Origin of the sequence: Halopseudomonas sp. SMJS2, from assembly GCF_029866945.1 — a bacterium.
GTDB lineage: Bacteria > Pseudomonadota > Gammaproteobacteria > Pseudomonadales > Pseudomonadaceae > Halopseudomonas > Halopseudomonas bauzanensis.
Genome location: NZ_CP123445.1, coordinates 57,677 through 77,504, shown reverse-complemented (window position 1 = coordinate 77,504; position 19,828 = coordinate 57,677). Strand labels below are relative to the sequence as shown.

The window sequence follows — 19,828 nt, the reverse complement described above, 5'->3', positions numbered from 1 at the left end:
CAGCGCCCGACCGCTGGCGCTACACTGTACGCCACGGTTGGCGTAACGGCGCTGATCCAGACGAGCGGGAGAAGTGGGCAGGTGATTGATTGATGCGTGACAATCCGCGATTGCAGCCGCCTGGCGGCGAGGAGCTGTTGGCGTGGCTGCGCCATTATCGCTTGCCCTGGCTCAGCGGCGATCTGGTTGCCGGCCTGGTCACGGCGATCATGATCATTCCCCAGAGCATGGCCTATGCCATGCTCGCCGGCCTGCCGGTGCAGATCGGGCTGTATGCCAGCCTGCTACCGCTGCTTGGCTACGCCCTGTTCGGCACCAGCATGAGCATGTCGGTCGGGCCAGTCGCGGTGACCGCGCTGATGACCGCCGCCCTGCTGGCCCCGCTGGCCACGGTCGGCAGCGAGCAGTATTACCAGTTGGCTATCTGGCTGGCGCTGATGTCCGGGGTGCTGCTGTTCGTGCTGGGTTTGTTGCGCATGGGGTTTCTTGCCAACTTTCTCAGTCATCCGGTGATCAGCGGTTTCATCAGCGGCGCCTCCATCCTCATCGTGCTCAGTCAGTTGCCCCACCTGCTCGGCTTGAGTGAGTTGCCAAGCTCGCCGGCGCAGCTGCTGGCCGCCTGGCAGCCGGTCAATACGCTGGTGCTGATTATGGGGCTGCTGGCCCTGGCCTGGCTGCTCTATGCCCGTAGCCGGCTGGCTGGCCATCTCCAGCGGCTGGGCATCAGTGCAGGAGCTGCCCGGCTATTGGCGCGGCTGGCGCCGATTCTGGTGGTGCTGATCGGACTACTGATCACCATCGCCTGGGATCTGGGCGCCCGTGGCGTGCCGGTGGTGGGCAGTCTGCCGGCCGGTCTGCCAGCACTGGTCTGGTCCACACCGGATGTCGCCACCCTGCAGGCGCTGCTGTTGCCCGCCGCGCTGATCAGCCTGGTCAGCTTCGTCGAGAGTGTCTCCATTGCCCAATCCCTGGCGCGGCGCAAACGCCAGAGCATCAATCCCGACCGCGAGTTGCTCGCATTGGGCGCGGCCAACGCAGGCTCGGCACTGACCGGCGGCTTCGCCGTGTGTGGCGGTTTCTCCCGCTCGGGCGTGAACGTCGAGGCCGGCGCCAATACTCCGCTGGCCGGCGTGATATCGGCGGTGGTGATCGGTCTGATTCTACTGACCATCGCTCCGCTGTTCGCCTGGCTGCCGCTGGTCATGCTGGCGGTAGTGATTCTGGTCGCGGTAGCACCGCTGATCGATCTGGCCAGCCTGCAACGCGCCTGGCGTTATGACCGGCGCGAGGGCCTGACGCTGATCTGCACCGCCGCCGGGGTTGTGCTGCTTGGAATCGAAGGCGGCATCGTGTTGGGCGTCGGGCTCTCCGTCGTCACTCAGCTGTGGCGCGGCAGCCGCCCCCATGTGGCGGTGGTGGGCCGGGTGCCCGGCACCCATTATTTCCGCAACACCCAGCGCCACCTGGTGGAAACCGAGCCGCAGCTGCTGGCCATGCGCATCGATGAAAATATCTTTTTCGCCAACACCAAGGCCATCGAGCGGGCCATCCTGCGGGCGTTGCGCGACTATCCCGACACCCGCGAGCTGCTGCTGATCCTCTCGGCGGTCAACCATATCGACAGCACCGGCCTGGACATGCTGTGCGAGCTGAGCCTGGGGTTGCGCGAGCGGGATATCCAGGTTCATCTGGCAGAGGTGAAGGGGCCGGTGATGGACCAGTTGGAGCAGACCGACTGGATTCAGGAGCAGGTCAGCGAGATATTCCCCAGCACCCACATCGCCTTCAATACCCTGAGCGGGCTAAAGCGGCCCACCGATGAGGCGACCGCTTCAGCTCAGGGCTGAAGCCAACCGCCATTGGCCAGCCAGACCGCGGCCAGGGCGACTATCAGCGCCACAGTGAAGGCACCCGCTCCGCCACCGCGCGGCTCGGTCGCCTCGGTGGTCTCCACCTTGCCATGCAGCATCGGCCCCAGCAGCTGCCGGCCGCGCAGGCGGTAGGCGATGATCGCCAACAAATGCAGCCCGATCAGTAGATACAGCCACAGCTCGGTCTGCCGGTGCCAACTGCTCAGGGTATTGACCGCGTTGTAGGAGACGGCCTGACTGAGCGGGCCACTGAAGGCGATCTCATCGCTGGCAAACAGACCGCTGAACGCCTGGAAGGCAAACAGCCCGAGCAAGGCATAGACCGACAGCGCGCCCAATGGATTATGGCCCACGCCTCGCCACTGCCCCCGGCAGTAGCGAGTGATCGCTGCCGGTGAGGGGAAGAAGCTGGCGAACCGCGAATGGGTCGAGCCCAGCACGCCCCAGGCCAGCCGGAAGACCATCAACCCGACCACCGCCAGACCAAAGCGGCCATGCCATTCCATCCAGCTATCGCCGAGATTGATGGTAACCAGCGCACCGGTCACCGCCAGTACCAACAACCAATGAAACAGCCGCAGGGGCAAATCCCAGACAGTAATCCGCACGGACATGACGCTCCTGATGGAAACAAGGCGATAAGGCTAAATGCTGGGCGCAAGGCCGGGCAAGGGCTCGAAGGTCGCAGTTACAAAGGTGTGGCCCGTCACTGCGGGGCATCAAGCACTGGCGCTCGGCGTTGCCATAGGCGAAACACCGGCTCGGCAAAGAACATCACCAGCAACAGCCGCGCCACCTGCAGCGCAGTAACCAGCGCTACGGACAGATGCAGCGCCTCGGCAGTGAGGCTGAGCTCGGTAATCCCACCCGGCATCAGCCCCAAGGTCAACCCGGCAACCTCCACCTCGGTAAAACGCCCGAGCAGCCAGGCGCCAGCGGCCGCAGCCAACATGGCTGTCACGGCGAACAGCAGCACACGTAGCAGGAACGCCGGCGCACTGCGGAAGAACTTTCGATCGAAATGGCAACCCAGCGCACTGCCGATCAGCCATTGGCCGATGGCGCTGCCTGCTGCCGGCAGGGCAATGTTGAGATCGAATATTGCACTGGCGGCGGCGCAACACAGCAGCGGACCGAGCATCCACGGGTTGGGTTGACCCAGCCGCCGCCAGATCAGTGCGGCCAGCAGCCCCAGGGGCATCAGGATCAACAGCCAACCCCAGTCGGGCTGAACCGGGGTCGGCGGCGCATTGGCCGGCAGCGTCCAGATGAAGATCGCCGGAATGGTCAGCACCACCAGCAGCAGGCGCAGACTGTGCGCAGCGGCCACCCGCGCCGGATCGGCGCCGTGACGCAGGGCAAAGACCACCATCTCGCTGGCGCCGCCGGGCATGCTGGAGAAGAAGGCTGTGGCCCGGTCCACGCCGTTGCGGCGCAGTATCGCAATACCCAGCACGCTGAGCAGGCAAGTGCCCAGCGAGCCGAGCAGGATCAGCCACAGATGACCCAGCACCTGCTCAAGCACCGGCGCCGTGAAGTGCAGACCGATGGCGCTGGCGACCAGCCACTGCCCCACCCGCCGACCGCCGGGCAGCTCGGTGATCAGCCAGCCGCTGCAGCGCACCAGAATCACCGCCAGCAGGGAGCCGGTCATCCATGGCAGTGGCAGGTGGATCAGGCTGGCGAGCCAACCGCCAAGCAGCCCCCCGAACGGGGCTGCCAGGTGTTTCAGTGGGTAGCGGTCAGACATCCGGCTGCAGCGCCGGGGCCCGTCTTTTTGCACGCCAGGCACGCCAGAACGGCAGCAGGGCGATAAGCACCACCAGCGCCCAGAGCGCCTGGCTGATCGGGCTGCTCCACAGCACGCTCAGATCACCGTTGGAAATCGACAGCGCCCGGCGCAGATTGCTTTCCATCAGCCCGCCGAGAATGAAGCCCAGCAGTACCCCGGAGAGCGGGAAGTCCAGCTTGCGCAGGATATAACCGAACACACCGATGCCGATCATCAGGAACAGATCGAAGGTGGTGGCATGCACCGCGTAAACGCCGATCGAGGTGATGATGGCAATGGCCGGGACCAGGGTCCAGTTCGGTACGGACAGAATGCGGGTAAATACCTTGATCATCGGTACGTTCATCACGATCAGGATGATGTTGGCGATGAACAACGACGCAATCAGACCCCAGACCAGATCCGGCTGGTTCTGGAACAGCAGCGGGCCGGGGGTGATGTTGTACAGCGTCAGCGCACCCATCATCACCGCGGTGGTACCGGAGCCGGGAATACCCAATGTCAGCATCGGTACCATGGAGCCGCACGCCGAGGCACTGTTGGCGGTTTCCGGCGCCGCCAGGCCGCGCAGATCGCCGTTGCCGAAGCGACCTTCCTTGCCGGCCAGACGTTTCTCGGTCATGTAGGACATGGCGCTGGCCAGGGTCGCCCCCGCCCCGGGCAGAATGCCGAAAACGAAGCCCATTACGCCGCTGCGGATGTTGGTGGCGAATACCGAGGCGCCTTCCTTCACATTGAACAGCATGCGGCCGCTGGCCTTGAGTGCCGTCTGGCCATGCTCGGTGCGTTCCAGCAGGGTGAGGATCTCACTGATGCTGAACAGGCCCAGCACCAGCACCACGAACTGGATGCCGTCAGACAATCCCAGCGCACCGAAGGTGAAACGGTAGACGCCACTGTTGGCGTCGATGCCCACGCAGGACAACAGCAGGCCAATCAGCACCGCGACCCCGGTCTTCACCGGTTTGTCACCGGCCATGCCAGCCAGACAGACCACGGCGAAGATCATCAGCATGAAGTATTCGGCTGGCCCGAAGGAAACCGCCCAGCTCGCCAGCAAGGGGGCAAAGATCACCACGCCGATGGTGGCGATGAAGCCACCGATAAACGAACTCCAGGCGGAAATCGACAGGGCGATACCCGCCTTGCCCTGCCGCGCCAGCGGATAACCATCCAAGGTGGTCATGACCGCCGAGGCTTCGCCGGGGATGTTCAGCAGAATCGAGGAAATCCGTCCGCCATACTCACAACCCAGGTAGACCGCAGCGAGCAGAATCAGCGCCGTATCCGGCGGCAGGCCGAGGGCGAAAGCGACCGGAATCAACAGCGCCACGCCATTGATCGGCCCCAGGCCCGGCAGCAGCCCGACGATGGTGCCAATGGTGGTACCGGCCAGGGCGGTAATCAGGTTATTCGGGCTGAGGGCAACACCAAAGCCCTGGCCGAGATATTGCAACGTATCCATATCAGTTCTCCAGGGCAGCCAGCACACCCAGCGGCAGCGGCACATCCAGAATGCGATCGAAAAGGAAGTACAGGCCCAGCCCCAGTACCAGTGCGACGGCGATGCTCGGCAGGTTGCGCCCACCGAACAGCCGGCTCATGCCATAGGCGAAGGCGACGCTGGTCAGGACAAAACCCAGACGCTCGAACAGGGCGGCCAGCGCCAGCAGCAACGCCAGGCACAGCAGCAGCTTCGGCACCATGACCGATGACAGCGGCGCCTCTTCATTGCTGCCACTTTCCAGGGCCGGCTTGATGACCAGCACCAGTGCGCCGGCGGCCAGCAGGCCCAGCAGCAACAGCGGGTAGGCGCGGGGACCAACCGGCTCGTAGGAGAAGGGCGCTTCCAGCCCCCAGGCCATCCAGCCGAGGACAGCACAGACCGCCAGCAGAAAGCCGGCAAACAGGCGTTGATACATGACAGGAGTCCTCAAGAAGCGGGCGGACAGGACGTCCGCCCGTACTAGCCAATCAGCGGGTCAGGCCGAATTCGGCAGCCAGCTCCTTGTAGCTGGCCACCTCTTTTTTCACATAGGCGTCCAGCTCATCGCCACTCATGGCGAAGGGGAACAGCTCGCGACTCTCGCGCAGCTTGGCGAAGTCCTCCGAAGCCATCATCTGATCGAAGGTATTCTTCCACCAGGCGAACTCTTCATCGCTCACGTCCGGTCCCATGTAGAAACCACGTACCACCGGCCAGCTGACGTCATAACCCTGCTCTTTGGCCGTAGGGATCTGCTCGGTGATCGTACCGGGCAGACGCTCATCGGCCATGATCGCCAGAATGCGCAGGTCACCACTTTCGATATGCGGCATGGAGTCGGAGATATCGGTACTGGCAACATGGATATGGCCGCCCAGCAGCGAAGTGGCCAGCTCGCCGCCGCCTTCCATCGCCACGTAGCGCAGTTTGCGCGGATCGACACCCGCAGCGCGGGCAATCAAGGCGGTCTGCATCCAGTCCTGGCTGCCAACCGTGCCACCGGAGCCGATCACCACTTTGCTCGGGTCGGTATTGAGCGCCTTGACCAGATCGTCCAGGGTCTGGAATTCCGAGTCGGCGCGCACCGCAATGGCGCCATAGCTGGTGCCGAAGGCGGCCAGCCATCTCACCGCGGTTTCGTCATAACGGCCGAACTTGCCCTGGGCCAGGTTCAGCAGCGAGCCGCTGGAGAAGGCAGTGATAGTGCCGCCCTCGTCCGCCCGCTGAGCGACCACGGCGTTGTAGGCCACCGCACCGATACCGCCGGGCATGTAGGTCACGCGCATGGGCTTGCTGATGTATTTGCCTTCCAGCAGGCCACTCTGGGCCAATTTGCAGGTCAGGTCGAAACCGCCACCCGGAGAGGCCGGGGCGATGCATTCGGGACGTCTTGGTTCATCGGCCAGAGTCGGCGCCGCCAGACCCAGGCAGGCCATGGCGAGCAGTACTGTGCGCAGAGAAGCTTTCATGTCGCAATTCCTCTTCAGAGGTTATGAGTGTTGTAATCAGGCAGTTTTCTAGCGGATCGGCAGCGTGTAGCTGACGATCAAACGGTTTTCATCCAGATCACGCGCATAACTCGAACGGTAGGTCGCATTGCGCCAGCGCAGGCCGACGTTCTTCAGCGCACCGCGCTGGACGATGTACTGCAGCTCGATATTGCGCTCCCAGTCCTTGCCGTGACCACCAGCGGCCAGTTCAGCCTTATCGCCGCTGGTATAGCGGGTCATGAAGGTCAATCCCGGAATATCCAGACTGGCGAAGTCGTAGTCGTAACGCACCTGCCAGGAGCGTTGCCCCGCTTCGGCAAAATCGTTGACCTGCACGAAGTTGACCAGGTTCGGATTGCTGCCGTTGATATACGGGAAGGCATTGTCGCCACGCATTTTCTGCAACGACAGCGCCAATCCGTGACCGGCCTGGCGGTAACCCAGCACGCCCTGCCAGGCCTGGTTGTCAATCGACCCGGCGCGCGCGGCACCCTGGTCATCGGACAACGCCACGCGCAGCTCGGCGCGCAGATTGCCGGCACCCAGAGTGCCGCGGTGGCTCAGGCTCATGACCTGTTGGCGGTAGATATCATCCAGTTGTGCCAGGTGATAACTGCCCGCCAGACCAGGCGTGAACTGATAATCCACCCCGGCCCAATCAAAGTGATCAGCAGTAACGCCGACATAACGGCCGTTCTTGCTGTTGAGTACGATATCCTCGGCGTCCGAGGAGTCGCGCAGCTTGGTCTTGGTCAGCCGACCCAGGGACATGGCCAGATCGTCGAATTCACCGATCTCCAGCATGCCGCCCTCGAAGGTCTGCGGCAGGATGCGACTGTTGTTCGGCTTCAAGGTAGGCAGCGTCGGCATCAATGTACCCAGACGCAATTCCGATTGGGATACCCGCGCCTTGGCCGTCAGCCCGAGCTTGCCGTACTCATCGGCGGCGCGGCCATCATCATGGCGTGGCAGCAGGCCGGTGCGGGTGCGGTCGGGGCTGGAGTCCAGCTTGACGCCGAGCAGCCCCTGGGCATCCAGACCGAAGCCGATCGGGCCCCGGGTATAGCCCGACTGCAGGTTCAGCAGAAAGCCCTGCGCCCATTCCTCGCGCTTGGATTGGCCGGCACCTTCACGGTAATCGCGGTTGTAGTAGATATTGCGCATTTCCAGGCTGGCTTTGCTGCCGTCCAGGAAGCCCTCATCTGCCGCCTGCGCCATGGGTAGGCTGACCAGCAAGGCCAGCGGGGCGGCACGCAGCAAACAGGTATTGATACTGACGGTCATCAGCTTCTCCATTTATTTTTTTTGTAGAAGCGCTGTGCGCTCGTTTTTAATCAGGGTGATATTCGACTAACGCCCAGAAGCCTAATGCCGCAACCTTTCATCAACCTGTCATCCCCACCTGATCAAGGGTGCAACCTTCGTCACCGCCGACGGGAGGTGTACACTCGTCAAAATGATCGAAGGAGGGAAAGTGGGTGCGCATTCTGCTGGTAGAAGATGATCCGGAACTGGCTGACAGCCTGACCCACGCGCTCAAGGCTGGCGGATTGACGGTGGACACCCTGCACGACGGCGTGGCCGCCGATCTGGCGCTGCGCAGTGAGGATTATGCCCTGGCCATTCTCGATGTCGGCCTGCCGCGCCTGGACGGCTTCGAGGTCTTGCGCCAGTTGCGCGAGCGGCGCCAGACCCTGGCGGTATTGATCCTGACTGCACGGGGCGAGGTGGGCGACCGGGTACGCGGATTGAACCTGGGCGCGGATGACTACCTGGCCAAGCCCTTCGAGCTCAGCGAACTGGAAGCCCGCGTCAATGCCCTGCTGCGGCGCAGCCTGATGGGCGGCGAGCGCCAGCAATGCTGCGGACCGCTGATCTATGACCTGACCGATCGGCGCTTCACTCTTGACGGTGCCCCGCTGCAGCTACCCTCGCGCGAACATGCGGTCCTGGAAAATCTGATCACCCGGCCGGGCCGGATGCTGAACAAGGAGCAGTTGGCCAGCAAGGTTTTCGGTCTGGATCAGGACGCCAGCCCCGAAGCCATTGAAATCTATATCTCGCGGCTGCGCCGCAAGCTCGACGGCAGTCATGTACGCATCGTCACCTTCCGCGGGCTGGGCTATCTGCTGGAAGCCACGGAATGAAGCGCAGCCACAGTACCGGCAGCCTTCGCCGCCGGCTGATGGTGCGGCTGGTGCTGATGCTCAGTGTGCTGCTGATCCTGGCCGCCTCCGCCTCTTACTGGAACGCGCGCAAGGCCGCTGATACCGCCTATGACCGCTCCCTGTTGTCGTCCGCCCGGGCCATTGCCGAGCGCCTGTTCGATATTGACGGGAAGCTGCAGGTGGATGTGCCCTACATTGCCCTGGACAATTTTGCCTACGACATCACCGGCCGCCTGTATTACGAGGTGCTGGATCTGAATGGCCAACCCATTTCCGGCTATGACGACCTGCCCGCGCCGCCCGCCGGCGTTGCCATGACCCAGAACTATCCCGCCCTGGCCCGCTTCTACGATGCGGAATATCACGGCGCCGGCGTGCGGGTGGTCAGCCTGCTGCAGCCGGTCAGCGGCGGCGAGCTGCAAGGCATGGCGGAAATCCGGGTCGCCGAAACGCTGAACGCCCGCGAGGGCATGGCGCGCCATCTGCTGCAGCGCTCGCTGATCAATCTGAGCGTACTGAGCGTGAGCGCGTTGCTGCTGGCCTACCTGACGGTCAATGCGGCCCTGGGTCCGTTGCGGCGCGTGAAAGAAGAAGTGGCCCAGCGCCGCAGCGATGATCTCAGTCCGATCAGTACCGAGGGGCTGCAACGGGAGATCACCCCGCTGGTGGATGCGATCAACCATTTTACCGGCCGACTCAGGGAAAACTTCGAACGCCAGCGCGACTTTATCGCCGAGGCCGCCCATGAATTGCGCACCCCGCTGGCGGCGCTCAAGGCACGCATCGAATTTGGTCTGCGCGCGACCGAGCCCGAGAGTTGGCGCCAGGCCTTGCAGGATGCGGAAGTCAGTACCGATCGCACCATCGCCTTGGCCAACCGCCTGTTATCCATGGCCCGCATTGAGCGCGGCGCCCGGGCGGTAGCCGATGGCAGCGCCGAACATGTGGATATGCCGCCGCTAGTGCAGGATGTGGCCATGGCCATGGTTCCGCTTGCCTACGGGCGCCAGGTCGAACTGGCGCTGGAAGTCGAGCAGCCCTTTACCGTATGGGGCGAGCCGACGCTGCTGCAGGAACTGCTGGGTAACCTGATCGATAATGCGCTGGTGCATACCCCGGCGGGTGGGCAGATCATTCTGCGGCTCACCGCTGGCGCCTGCCTGGAGGTCGAAGATACCGGGCCGGGTATTCCGGAAACCGAGCGCAACCGGGTTTTCGAACGTTTCTATCGGCAAGGCGGTACTGGTAGCGGCCTGGGGCTGTCCATCGTCGGCGAAATCTGCCGTGCACATCGGGCGCAGATCAGCCTGGAGCAGGGGGCACTGGGTGGTCTGTTGGTGCGCGTACGTTTTCCAGATGATGCCAACGCAAAACCGGCCACAAAGTGACCGGTTCGAGTTTGCGCTTCAGTTGTTGTGCCCTATAGCTTGGGTCGACGACCCATGATGAAGGACACGACGAAGAGCACCAGAAAGACCACGAATAGAATCTTGGCAATCCCGGTAGCAGTGCCTGCGATACCACCAAAACCCAAAACCGCAGCGATGATGGCGATGATCAGAAAAGTAATAGCCCAACTTAACATGGCAGTTCTCCTCAATTAGTTGATATGCCGGATTCAGCCTTCATTCCCGACTTGCAGTGAATCGGCATTGACGCCTTGCACGCCGCGGATGTCTTCCGCGATTTCAATGGCCAGATCCTTCTCTGCCGATGTGGCCACCCGACCGCCCAGGGTCACTTGGCCGCCTTTGGTATCCACGGAGATATCCAGCCCATCCAGACTGTTGTTGAACAGGAAACTGGATTTCACCTTGCTGCTGATCCAGGCATCGCTGATAGCTGCACCAGCCTGATCCGCCTTGTCCCGCGCCTTGTCGGCCGTGCCCGCTTCGGCATTGACCTCCAGCTGATTGTCGACCTGGCGAACACCTTCGGTATTGCGCGCCAGCCGCTCGGCCAGTTCCTTCGATTCCGCTGAGTCGGTGTTGCCTGCAGGGTCACCACCCCGTTACGAGTGCCAACATTGATGTCCAGCCCTTCGGTGTTGCGATTCCACAAGAGTTTCGACTTCACGGTTGCCGTGGTGGTGGCATCGTTGAAACGCGTGGAGAAGGCGGCCCCGCTATCATCGGCAGTGCTGCGATCGGCGGTCTCGCCTTCGACCTTGAGCTGGTTGTCCACTTCGCGGATGCCTTCCACACCCAGGGCTACCTGCTCGGCCAGATCGCGGTCAACCTCCGACTCGACCTCACCGGTAAGGATGGCAACGCCGTTGTCGATCTCAACATCAATGCTGAAGGGGCTGAGGTGGCGGTTCAGAGCGAAGGCGGTCCAGACCGAGCCTTCCTGACGCGCTTCGGTCAGCTGACGGCTCATATCGCCATCCTCTGCATACGCTGCCATCGGACTCAGGGCGATGACACCGACAGTGGCGGTGGCAATGGCGAGTTTTTTCAAGGCATGCATGATAGTGACTTCCTCTTTCAGCGGCCGTAAAGGCCTTTCCCTTATACCGTTGCAGCAGTCATGCCAGCTTTTGGCTTGACGCTAATTAATTGAAAATCAATAAGTTATCGAATTCACCCGATTTCGAAGCCGTGCAAATTGCAGGAAGGGCCAGAGAATATCGTGCAACTTGCATGGCGCAGCGGTGACTAACCAAGCAGGGGCAGCCTACGGAGCGGATCATGCAAACACCCGATAAAGAAGGCCGCATTCTGCTGGTCGATGACGAACCGGCGATCTTGCGCACCTTTCGCTATTGTCTTGAGGACGAGGGGTACGCCATTGCCACAGCCAGCTCCGGCGATCAGGCGCAGGCGCTGGTCCAGGGGCAGGTATTCGATCTCTGTTTTCTCGATCTGCGGCTGGGTGCCGATGACGGCCTGACGGTGCTGTCCCGGCTGCGAGTGCTGGCTCCCTGGATGCGGGTGGTGATAGTGACCGCCCACTCGGCAATCGATACCGCGGTCAATGCCATGCAGGCGGGTGCGGCGGATTATCTGGTCAAACCCTGCAGTCCCGAGCAGTTGCGCCTGGCCGCCGCACGGCAACTGGAAACCAGCCGCATGGCGGCCCGTTTACAGACGCTGGAGCAGGAAACCGCCGCTGCCGGGGCCGATCTCGACTCCCGCTGCCCAGGCATGCGCTCGGTACTGGATACCGCGCGCCAGGTGGCCGATACCGATGCCAATATCCTGATCCTCGGCGAATCCGGCACAGGCAAGGGCGAACTGGCGCGGGCCATTCATGGCTGGAGCAAACGCAGCAAGCATGACTGCGTCACGGTCAACTGCCCCTCACTGAACGCCGAGTTGATGGAAAGCGAACTGTTCGGCCATGCCCGTGGCGCCTTCACCGGCGCCACGGAAAATACCCTGGGCCGAGTCAGTCAGGCCGACGGTGGCACTCTGTTCCTGGACGAGATCGGCGACTTTCCCCTGGCCCTGCAGCCCAAATTGCTGCGCTTTATTCAGGACCGTGAGTATGAGCGCGTCGGTGATCCCCAGACCCGCCATGCAGACGTGCGCATTCTATCGGCGACCAATCGCAACCTCGCGGAGATGGCTGCTGCCGGCGCGTTCCGCGAGGACCTGATGTACCGTCTCAATGTCATCACCCTGACACTGCCGCCGCTGCGCGAACGCGTCGAGGATATTCCCGAGCTGGCCGAGCGCTTTCTCGCACGCTTCGTCAGTGATTATGGCCGCCCCGCCCGCGGTTTCAGCGACGCGGCCCTGACGGCACTGCAGCAGCATTCCTGGCCGGGCAATATCCGCGAGCTGCGCAATATGATCGAGCGCGCCAGCATCATCTGCACCGAAGAGCTGGTCGATCTCACGCACCTGGGCTTCGATGCTCCGCCACTCGACAGCGTGCCCCGGGCCGGCGCGGAACTCAGCCTGGAAGAACTGGAACGCGCTCACATCACTGCCGTGCTCGGCAATAGCGAGACGCTGGATCAGGCGGCACGCACACTGGGCATCGACGCGTCCACGCTCTATCGCAAACGTAAGCAACTCGGCCTGTGAAACTGCGCAGCCGGCTGTTTCTCAGTAATGGCGCACTGCTTACGGTGGCGCTGATCGGGCTGCTGCTGGGTATCTTCAGCGTGCTACATCTCACCCGCGCCCAGAGTCAGGCCATGACCAGCACTCTGGGCAGTATCGAGGCCGCCACCGGACTGAGCCAGGAACTGAACCGGCAACTGGCCTTGCTGTTGCTCGACGAACCGGATCTGACCGCCATCCGCACCGCCGACGCCCGCTTCGAAGAGTGGCTGGCCGAGGCCCGGAAGGAAGCCCGGCATGAGACCGAACACCAGACGCTGACAGAACTGACCGAGGCTTATGCGGTATTCGAGAACCTGCTCGCCGAGCCGCTGACAGTGCGCCAGCAGATTCTCGGCAGCGACGAGTTCAGCCGCCACTTCAGTACCATTCACAACCACATCGACCGGATGCTCATGCACTATCTGGTGGAACTGCGCGCCGGGGAGCAGAACGCCCGTGAACGCGCCTGGTTGATCGCCGGGTTGCTCGGTCTGGTTGGCGTGGCGGTACTGGTGCTGGGCCTGGTAACCGCCCACAGCATCGCGCAACGCTTTGGCCGGCCAATCGAGGCTCTGGCCGACGCGGCCAACCTGATTGGCAAGGGCGATTTCAGCGTCACCCTACCCGTCACCCCGGTCGCTGAGCTGGCCACCCTGAGCCGGCGCTTCGGTCTGATGGCGGCGGCGCTACAGCAGTTCCGTCACAGCGATGTGGAAGCGCTCCTGGCCGAACAGCGGCGGTTACAGGCAGTACTCGACAGCATCGACGATGGCTTGCTGATTTTCGATCGCAGCGGCCGCCTGGAGCATTTCAACCCAGTGGCCGGGCGCCAGCTCGGTTGCGATACCCGCCAGCTCGGCCTCAGCGCCAGCCAGGCCCTGCAGCGCCCGGAACTGGACGAGCAACTGTGGCAGGTAGCCCGCGGCTCCACCCAAAGCGGGGTGTTGGGCGATCTGCAGGTGCAGGTGCATGCCGAATCGCGGTTGCTGACCTACAGCATCACGCCGGTCAGCCATACCGGTGGGCGGCTGCTGGGTATGGTGATGGTGCTGCATGACGTCACCGAACAGCGCGCTTTCGAGCGTATCCGCAGCGAATTTGTGTTGCGCGCTTCTCATGAGCTGCGCACCCCGGTGGCCGGCATGCATATGGCCTTTGCCCTGTTGCTGGAACGCCTGCAGTTTCCGGCCGGGTCACGGGAAGGTGAACTGTTACGGACCGTGGATGAGGAGATGCACCGCCTGGTGCGGCTGATCAACGAGTTGCTGGACTTCTCTCGCTACCAGAACGGTCTGCAGAAACTCGAACGCAGCCCGTGCGCAATCGATGCGCTGCTGACCAGTGCCCGCGAGCGGTTCCAGGGGCAGGCCGAGGCGAAAGGGCTGACGCTGGAGGTGCAGGCCGCGGCCGATCTACCGGAGGTACAACTGGATCACTTGCAGATCGAGCGGGTGCTGGACAATCTGCTGGCCAACGCCATCCGCCACAGCCATCCGGGCGGCGCAGTGCGGTTGCACGCCGCGGTGCAGGATGAGCGCTTGCTACTGGCGGTCGAAGACGATGGCGAGGGTATCCCCTATGGCCAGCAGGCACGCATCTTCGAGCCTTTCGTGCAGATCGGCGCCAGCCGGGGCGGCGCCGGTCTGGGCCTGGCGTTGTGCCGGGAGATAGTGCAACTGCATGGCGGTCAGATTACTCTGCAATCGCATCCGGGACAGGGCGCACGCTTCCAATTGCTGCTGCCGCTGGTGTAGCTTGGGTACAGAACCATCACCTGCCCTGGCAGTCTGATTCCATATACCACTGACGCAGCCGAGGTTTCCCATGTTGCGCTTTATGATCCTGCTGTCGCTGCTGATGCTGGGGGCCTGCCAGGCCACCGGACCCCGTGCAGATTATGATCTGAGCCGGGATTTCAGCCAGTACCAGACCTGGAGCTGGGCCGATCCGCCGGTGACCTACGCACCAGCCAATGATCCGCGCCTGACCAGTGATCTCACCAGCCAGCGCGTCCTCGAAGCGGTCGCCGCCCAGCTGGATGTACGCGGCCTGCGACCAGCCCAGCCAGCGGATACCGCTGACCTGAAGGTCCGCGCCTCGGTGGTGCTGGAAACCCGTCGGGATAACGTCACCACGCACTATGGTGGCGGCTGGGGCTACTGGGGGCCTTACTGGGGCGGCCCCGGATACAGTCAAACCCGCACCGTGGACTATCAGGTCATGACGCTGCAGATTGACATGCTTGACGCCCGCGATGGGCGGATGGTCTGGCGTGGCAGCGACAGCCAGACGGTGCGCGAGCGCCAGACACCCCTGGAACGCAATCAGGAAATGCATGAGCGGGCCGCCAAGGTATTGAGCACCTTCCCGCCGAATTGAGTCTCAGAAATTCGCCGGGGTAGTGGCGCTGATCAATACGCAGGGTTCGTCGAAGGGGTTGTTGAAGCGGTGCGGCTGGCTGCTCTCGAAGTAGTAGCTATCCCCGGTGTCGAGAACATGAATCTCCGCGCCCACGGTCAGCTCCAACCGGCCCTGCACCACAATGCCTGCTTCCTCGCCCTGATGACTGAGCATATCCGGCCCGGTGTCGGCGGCGGGCGGGTAGGTTTCGCGCAGGAAAGACAGGCTGCGGTCGGGGTGGTCCTTGCCGACCAGCTGCATGATCACCTCGTTACTGCCGATGTCCAACAACTCACCGGTGCGATAGACCACCTTGCGCGGCTGATCGGCGGGTGCTTCGACGGCGAAGAATTCAACCAGCGACATGGGGATCCCCGCCAGTACCTTTTTCAAGGAACTGACCGAGGGGCTGACGCTGTTCTTCTCGATCATCGAAATGGTGCTGTTGGTGACACCGGCGCGCTTGGCCAGCTCGCGCTGGGACAGGCCCTTGAGTTTGCGGATGGTTTTCAGTCGGGCGCCAACATCCAAGGTCGGAATCCTCTGGGCAATACAGATGGGATCAGGTGGGCCGCATGATTGCACGGCTGTGCATTATTTTCAACGCAGCCCCCTGCCGGAATCAGACCTGATAGCGCCGCGGTACCCGGTTCAGATTGCAGAACAACTGGTAGGAAATGGTCCCGGCATGGCTGGCCACCTCGCCGGCATCCAGCCCATCGCCCCAAAGCCGTACGTGGCTGCCCAGCCCGCTACCCGGCAGCCCGGTCAGATCCACCGTCAGCATGTCCATGGAGACCCGCCCGCTGATGCAGGTGCGCTGGCCGTCCACCAGTACCGGTGTGCCGTCCGGCGCATGACGCGGATAACCATCGGCATACCCCATGGCGACCACCCCGATGCGGCTCGCCCGGCGGGTGACGAACCGCGAGCCGTAGCCGATGGGTTCGCCCGCCGCAATGTTGTGTACCGCGATCACCCTCGAATCCAGCTGCATCACCGGCCGCAGCTGCGCGGCCTGCTCCTGGGCAAAGTCGAAGGGGCTGGACCCGTACAGCATGATGCCGGGCCGGACCCAATCGCCATAGGCGCTGGGCCAGGCCAGCACGCCGGCGGAATTGCTCAGGCTGGCTGGGCCGTCGAGCCCTGCGGTCGCTTGCGCGAAGGTCTCCAGCTGCTCCTCGGTTCGGCCGGTTTCCGGTTCATCGGCCCGGGCAAAGTGGGTGATCTTGGTCAGGCTGGCGACCTTGTTGCTGGCCTGCAATTCACGCCAGATCTGCGGATACTCAACTGGAGAGAAGCCGGTACGATGCATACCGCTGTCGAGCTTCAACCAGACCTGCAGCGGCCGACTCAGGTTCGCTTCGCGCAGGTCAGCCAACTGTCCGTGGTGATGCACCACCGGCCATAGATCATGGCGGCAGATCAGCTCCAGCTCGGCGGCCTCGAACCAGCCTTCGAGCAGCACTATGGGTTGCCGGTGACCCGCTTCGCGCAGGGCCAGTGCCTCCTCGATCGCCGCGACCGCGAAACCATCAGCATCCTCGTTCAGGGCAGCGGCGCACTCCAGCGCCCCGTGGCCATAGGCGTTGGCCTTGACCACCGCCAGGGCGTTACAGCCGGTCAGGCGTTTGGCCAGACGGTAATTATGGCGCAGGGCCGATAAGTCGATCAGGGCATAGGCTGGGCGCATGGCAGGTCCACAGGCAAGTAAGTACTGAAACGATGGGTGCGGCGGGAGGTCGCTGGCGGCAAGAATAGCAAATTATCCCGACAAAAGCCGCGAGCAATGTCCGCTGCTCCGGCGCCACGGCATGCCAGGGCTTCTGTGGCAGGACAATTGCCGTTATCCTGCCGGTCTGTATTTCCGCTGTGCGACGGAGCTTCCATGTCACGCCACACCATCCATTCCGCCGATTACCCCAACTCCTGGTACCTTGCCTCACGCAACCGCGAGACGCTCTTGCCGATACTGGAAGGCGAGGAACAGGCCGATGTGTGCATCATCGGCGGCGGCTTTACCGGGCTGAATACCGCCATCGAACTGGCCCAACGCGGGCTCTCGGTGGTGCTGCTGGAAGCGCGGCGGATTGGCTGGGGTGCCAGCGGCCGCAACGGTGGCCAGTTGATCCGCGGCGTCGGCCATGACGTCGATCAGTTTGCCGGTGTCATCGGCGCGGAGGGCGTGCGCGATCTCAAGCTGATGGGTATCGAAGCGGTCGACATCGTCCGCGAGCGCGTGGCCGAGTTCGCCATCGATTGCGATCTCACCTGGGGCTATTGCGACCTGGCAAACAAGCCGCGCCATCTCGACGCCTTTCGCGCTGATCGGGACGAGTTGTTGTCGCTGGGCTATCAGCATGAACTGAAAATCGTCGAGCCCGACCAGATGCGCAGCGTGGTCGGCTCTGATCGGTATGTCGGTGGGCTGATCGACATGGGCTCGGGGCACCTGCATCCGCTGAACCTGGCCCTGGGCGAAGCAGCAGCGGCCCAGTCGCTGGGCGTGCGGTTGTTCGAGCGCTCGGCGGTGACCGCCATTGATCATGGCTCGACCATCACCGTGCACACCGACCGAGGACGGGTACGCGCCGCCCAGTTGGTGCTCGCCTGCAACGCTTACCACAGCGGCCTGCAGCGTCGCCTCGATAGCCAGGTCATTGCCGCCGGCAGCTACCTGATTGCCACCGAACCGCTGTCACCCGAACTGGCCGCCGAGCTGATTCCCCAGAACATGGCGCTCTGTGATCAGCGCGTGGCGCTGGATTACTATCGGCTGTCTGCCGATCGGCGCCTGCTGTTCGGCGGTGCCTGCCATTACTCGGGGCGTGACCCGGCGGACATTGCCGCCTACATGCGACCGAAGATGCTCAAGGTCTTCCCGCAGCTGGAGGCCACCCGTATCGATTACCAGTGGGGCGGCATGATCGGCATCGGCGCCAATCGCCTGCCACAGATCGGCCGCCTGCCCGATCAGCCCAATGTGTTCTACGCCCAGGCCTACTCCGGCCACGGCGTCAATGCGACCCACCTGGCCGCCCGCATCCTCGGCGAGGCCATGACCGGCCAGGCCAGCCGCGGGTTCGACCTGTTCAGCCAGGTGCCGCATATGGCCTTTCCCGGGGGCGAACTGTTCCGCTCGCCATTGCTGGCGTTGGGGATGTTGTGGCAGAAGATCAAGGAACAGAGTTTCTGAGGGGGGCGGGGGATCTACCGCTGCACCTCGATCAACCCCCACGGCACCTCAGCCACCCGACAAGGCTGACCACTCATGTCGATCAGATCGCCGTTACCTGGTACCAGCCCACCGATACCCAGACCGCGGGCAAACTCCATGTGGGCCTGCTGATGGTAAGGCTCGCCATGCACCGGCAGCAGATAGCGCGGCCGCAGCCAACCATATAGCTGGCGCAGGTCTTCTTGGGGCGGGTGACCGGACGCGTGGATGGGGGCCATGTCGTCATCGATGATCTGCACGTCCTGCCTGAGCAGGTTGTGCTTGATGCGCTCCAGCGCTTCCTCGTTACCGGGAATCAGCCGTGAGGAGAACACCACGGTATCGCCGGGCGCGAGGGTCAGGTGCGGATGACTGCCCGCCGCCAACCGGCCCAGCGCGGCAGCCGGCTCGCCCTGGCTGCCGGTACAGATCCATAACTGCTGATCGCGCGGCAGAAAACCCAACTCCCAGGGGCCGATAAACCCCGGACGGGCCCGCAGATAACCATGTGCCCTGCCAAAACTGTGCATGCTGACCAGGCTGCGGCCGAGCAGGCCGGCGTAACGGCCGGTATCGAAGGCGATTTCCGCCAGGCTATGCAGCCGTGCCAGGTTGCTGGCAAAACAGGTAACCACCACCCGCTGGGTACAGGGGCGAATCGCATCCGACAGGCCGTCCTGCACCGCCGCTTCGGATCGGCTGGCGCCACTGCCCGGCGCATTGGTCGAGTCGCCGATCACCACGTCCACGCCTTCACGGCCGATGGCACGCAGTCGTCCCTCGGCGGTCAGTTCACCCACCAGCGGCTGAGCATCGAGCTTCCAGTCGCCGCTGTGGTAGATGCGCTTGCCGGCTACCTGCAGGAGAATGCCGTGGGATTCGGGAATCGAGTGGGTGACGGGTATCCATTCAGCCTGGAAGGCACCGAGCCCGATAGGCTCCAGCGGCCGGATCTCATGCAATGGCGGCCATTCCAGATTCTGCGCCAGCTTGTTGCGGATCAGCCGGGCAGTAAAGGGACTGGCATACAGCGGACAGCCGAGCTCGCGCCACAGGTAGGGAATGGCGCCGATATGGTCCTCATGGCCATGGGTGATCAACAGCGCACTGAGCTTGATATCGTGCTTTTCCAGCGCCTCGATGAGCGGAACGGCCACCCGGCTGTCCCCGCTGGGCGTGGACTCCAGGGCGAAGCCACAATCGATGGCGATCCACTCGCCACCGGAGCCGTACAGATACAGGTTCGCCCCAAACATCCCCGCACCGCCCAAGGCCACGAAATACGGGCCGGGCTGGCGGTGCAACTGGTCAAAACGCGGTGCGGGCATGGGGCCTCCAATCAGGGTTCT

The 19,828-nt window shown here is 63.2% G+C and carries 17 protein-coding genes and 1 pseudogene; 7 read left to right on the top strand and 11 right to left on the bottom strand.

The window, feature by feature from the left end; translation table 11 throughout:
* Positions 1 to 92: 92 nt before the first annotated feature.
* Positions 93 to 1,847 (top strand): sulfate permease, encoded by a 1,755-nt coding sequence (gene sulP, locus QAO71_RS00350; protein ID WP_136868540.1) that lies wholly within the window; start codon positions 93 to 95, stop codon positions 1,845 to 1,847.
* On the opposite strand, the gene QAO71_RS00345 is transcribed toward sulP, so the two are convergent.
* From QAO71_RS00345 to QAO71_RS00320, 6 genes are all read right to left on the bottom strand, one after another.
* The gene (locus QAO71_RS00345) at positions 1,838 to 2,485 is read right to left on the bottom strand and encodes a cytochrome b/b6 domain-containing protein (RefSeq protein ID WP_280164986.1); all 648 of its coding nucleotides are present in this window, start codon (positions 2,483 to 2,485) and stop codon (positions 1,838 to 1,840) included. The two genes, sulP and QAO71_RS00345, sit on opposite strands and share 10 nt — an antisense overlap.
* A gap of 92 nt (positions 2,486 to 2,577) precedes the next feature.
* A complete protein-coding gene (locus QAO71_RS00340) occupies positions 2,578 to 3,621 on the bottom strand; it encodes an AbrB family transcriptional regulator (protein ID WP_280164985.1) in 1,044 nt (347 codons plus the stop codon).
* Positions 3,614 to 5,128 (bottom strand): tripartite tricarboxylate transporter permease, encoded by a 1,515-nt coding sequence (locus QAO71_RS00335; RefSeq protein WP_036991527.1) that lies wholly within the window; start codon positions 5,126 to 5,128, stop codon positions 3,614 to 3,616. The genes QAO71_RS00340 and QAO71_RS00335 overlap by 8 nt, the downstream gene beginning before the upstream one ends.
* A gap of 1 nt (position 5,129) precedes the next feature.
* The gene (locus QAO71_RS00330) at positions 5,130 to 5,585 is read right to left on the bottom strand and encodes a tripartite tricarboxylate transporter TctB family protein (RefSeq protein WP_280164984.1); all 456 of its coding nucleotides are present in this window, start codon (positions 5,583 to 5,585) and stop codon (positions 5,130 to 5,132) included.
* 52 nt (positions 5,586 to 5,637) lie between these two features.
* The gene (locus QAO71_RS00325; RefSeq protein ID WP_280164983.1) at positions 5,638 to 6,618 is read right to left on the bottom strand and encodes a tripartite tricarboxylate transporter substrate binding protein; all 981 of its coding nucleotides are present in this window, start codon (positions 6,616 to 6,618) and stop codon (positions 5,638 to 5,640) included.
* A 48-nt stretch (positions 6,619 to 6,666) separates the two neighbouring features.
* Complete coding sequence (locus QAO71_RS00320; protein ID WP_280165706.1) at positions 6,667 to 7,857, bottom strand: OprD family porin; 1,191 nt, start codon at positions 7,855 to 7,857, stop codon at positions 6,667 to 6,669.
* Between the two features lie 260 nt (positions 7,858 to 8,117).
* Between QAO71_RS00320 and QAO71_RS00315 the strand changes: the two genes are divergently transcribed.
* Together QAO71_RS00315 and QAO71_RS00310 are read left to right on the top strand one after the other, a co-directional pair.
* Entirely contained in the window at positions 8,118 to 8,786 is a 669-nt protein-coding gene (locus QAO71_RS00315; RefSeq protein ID WP_280164982.1) for a response regulator, read from the top strand.
* Entirely contained in the window at positions 8,783 to 10,195 is a 1,413-nt protein-coding gene (locus QAO71_RS00310) for a sensor histidine kinase (RefSeq protein ID WP_280164981.1), read from the top strand. The genes QAO71_RS00315 and QAO71_RS00310 overlap by 4 nt, the downstream gene beginning before the upstream one ends.
* A gap of 32 nt (positions 10,196 to 10,227) precedes the next feature.
* Here the strand turns inward: QAO71_RS00310 and QAO71_RS00305 are convergent, their stop codons facing one another.
* Together QAO71_RS00305 and QAO71_RS00300 are read right to left on the bottom strand one after the other, a co-directional pair.
* On the bottom strand, positions 10,228 to 10,392 hold the full coding sequence (locus QAO71_RS00305) for a DUF1328 domain-containing protein (RefSeq protein ID WP_036991535.1): 165 nt from the start codon (positions 10,390 to 10,392) through the stop codon (positions 10,228 to 10,230).
* 33 nt (positions 10,393 to 10,425) lie between these two features.
* Positions 10,426 to 11,276: pseudogene (locus tag QAO71_RS00300) on the bottom strand (BON domain-containing protein).
* Positions 11,277 to 11,494: 218 nt separating this feature from the next.
* Here QAO71_RS00300 and algB point away from each other — a divergent pair.
* The 3 genes from algB (at position 11,495) to QAO71_RS00285 (ending at position 15,241) form a co-directional block, all read left to right on the top strand.
* Positions 11,495 to 12,841 carry a sigma-54-dependent response regulator transcription factor AlgB gene (gene algB / locus QAO71_RS00295; protein ID WP_280165705.1) on the top strand — a complete coding sequence of 449 codons (1,347 nt, stop codon included), beginning with the start codon at positions 11,495 to 11,497 and terminating at the stop codon, positions 12,839 to 12,841.
* Entirely contained in the window at positions 12,838 to 14,616 is a 1,779-nt protein-coding gene (locus QAO71_RS00290) for an ATP-binding protein (RefSeq protein WP_280164980.1), read from the top strand. The genes algB and QAO71_RS00290 overlap by 4 nt, the downstream gene beginning before the upstream one ends.
* A gap of 70 nt (positions 14,617 to 14,686) precedes the next feature.
* Complete coding sequence (locus tag QAO71_RS00285; protein ID WP_280164979.1) at positions 14,687 to 15,241, top strand: DUF4136 domain-containing protein; 555 nt, start codon at positions 14,687 to 14,689, stop codon at positions 15,239 to 15,241.
* A 3-nt stretch (positions 15,242 to 15,244) separates the two neighbouring features.
* Here the strand turns inward: QAO71_RS00285 and QAO71_RS00280 are convergent, their stop codons facing one another.
* Together QAO71_RS00280 and alr are read right to left on the bottom strand one after the other, a co-directional pair.
* Positions 15,245 to 15,793: a cupin domain-containing protein gene (locus QAO71_RS00280; RefSeq protein WP_036991542.1), complete on the bottom strand. Its 549-nt coding sequence runs from the start codon at positions 15,791 to 15,793 to the stop codon at positions 15,245 to 15,247.
* A 91-nt stretch (positions 15,794 to 15,884) separates the two neighbouring features.
* Positions 15,885 to 16,955, bottom strand: a complete 1,071-nt coding sequence (alr, locus tag QAO71_RS00275) for an alanine racemase (RefSeq protein ID WP_036991545.1) — start codon at positions 16,953 to 16,955, stop codon at positions 15,885 to 15,887.
* 195 nt (positions 16,956 to 17,150) lie between these two features.
* Between alr and QAO71_RS00270 the strand changes: the two genes are divergently transcribed.
* A complete protein-coding gene (locus QAO71_RS00270) occupies positions 17,151 to 18,458 on the top strand; it encodes an FAD-binding oxidoreductase (RefSeq protein ID WP_074779070.1) in 1,308 nt (435 codons plus the stop codon).
* Between the two features lie 14 nt (positions 18,459 to 18,472).
* On the opposite strand, the gene QAO71_RS00265 is transcribed toward QAO71_RS00270, so the two are convergent.
* Entirely contained in the window at positions 18,473 to 19,807 is a 1,335-nt protein-coding gene (locus tag QAO71_RS00265; RefSeq protein ID WP_280164978.1) for a ribonuclease J, read from the bottom strand.
* Positions 19,808 to 19,828: the final 21 nt, after the last annotated feature.

Bases quoted from the DNA above. Each gene is read 5' to 3' on its own strand.
- QAO71_RS00265 (WP_280164978.1), bottom strand. From the start codon at position 19,807: ATGCCCGCACCGCGTTTTGACCAGTTGCACCGCCAGCCCGGCCCGTAT.
- alr (WP_036991545.1), bottom strand. From the start codon at position 16,955: ATGCGCCCAGCCTATGCCCTGATCGACTTATCGGCCCTGCGCCATAAT.
- QAO71_RS00320 (WP_280165706.1), bottom strand. From the start codon at position 7,857: ATGGCGCAGGCGGCAGATGAGGGCTTCCTGGACGGCAGCAAAGCCAGC.
- sulP (WP_136868540.1), top strand. From the start codon at position 93: ATGCGTGACAATCCGCGATTGCAGCCGCCTGGCGGCGAGGAGCTGTTG.
- QAO71_RS00325 (WP_280164983.1), bottom strand. From the start codon at position 6,618: ATGAAAGCTTCTCTGCGCACAGTACTGCTCGCCATGGCCTGCCTGGGT.
- QAO71_RS00330 (WP_280164984.1), bottom strand. From the start codon at position 5,585: ATGTATCAACGCCTGTTTGCCGGCTTTCTGCTGGCGGTCTGTGCTGTC.
- QAO71_RS00305 (WP_036991535.1), bottom strand. From the start codon at position 10,392: ATGTTAAGTTGGGCTATTACTTTTCTGATCATCGCCATCATCGCTGCG.
- QAO71_RS00340 (WP_280164985.1), bottom strand. From the start codon at position 3,621: ATGTCTGACCGCTACCCACTGAAACACCTGGCAGCCCCGTTCGGGGGG.
- QAO71_RS00270 (WP_074779070.1), top strand. From the start codon at position 17,151: ATGTCACGCCACACCATCCATTCCGCCGATTACCCCAACTCCTGGTAC.
- QAO71_RS00285 (WP_280164979.1), top strand. From the start codon at position 14,687: ATGTTGCGCTTTATGATCCTGCTGTCGCTGCTGATGCTGGGGGCCTGC.
- QAO71_RS00345 (WP_280164986.1), bottom strand. From the start codon at position 2,485: ATGTCCGTGCGGATTACTGTCTGGGATTTGCCCCTGCGGCTGTTTCAT.
- QAO71_RS00335 (WP_036991527.1), bottom strand. From the start codon at position 5,128: ATGGATACGTTGCAATATCTCGGCCAGGGCTTTGGTGTTGCCCTCAGC.
- QAO71_RS00310 (WP_280164981.1), top strand. From the start codon at position 8,783: ATGAAGCGCAGCCACAGTACCGGCAGCCTTCGCCGCCGGCTGATGGTG.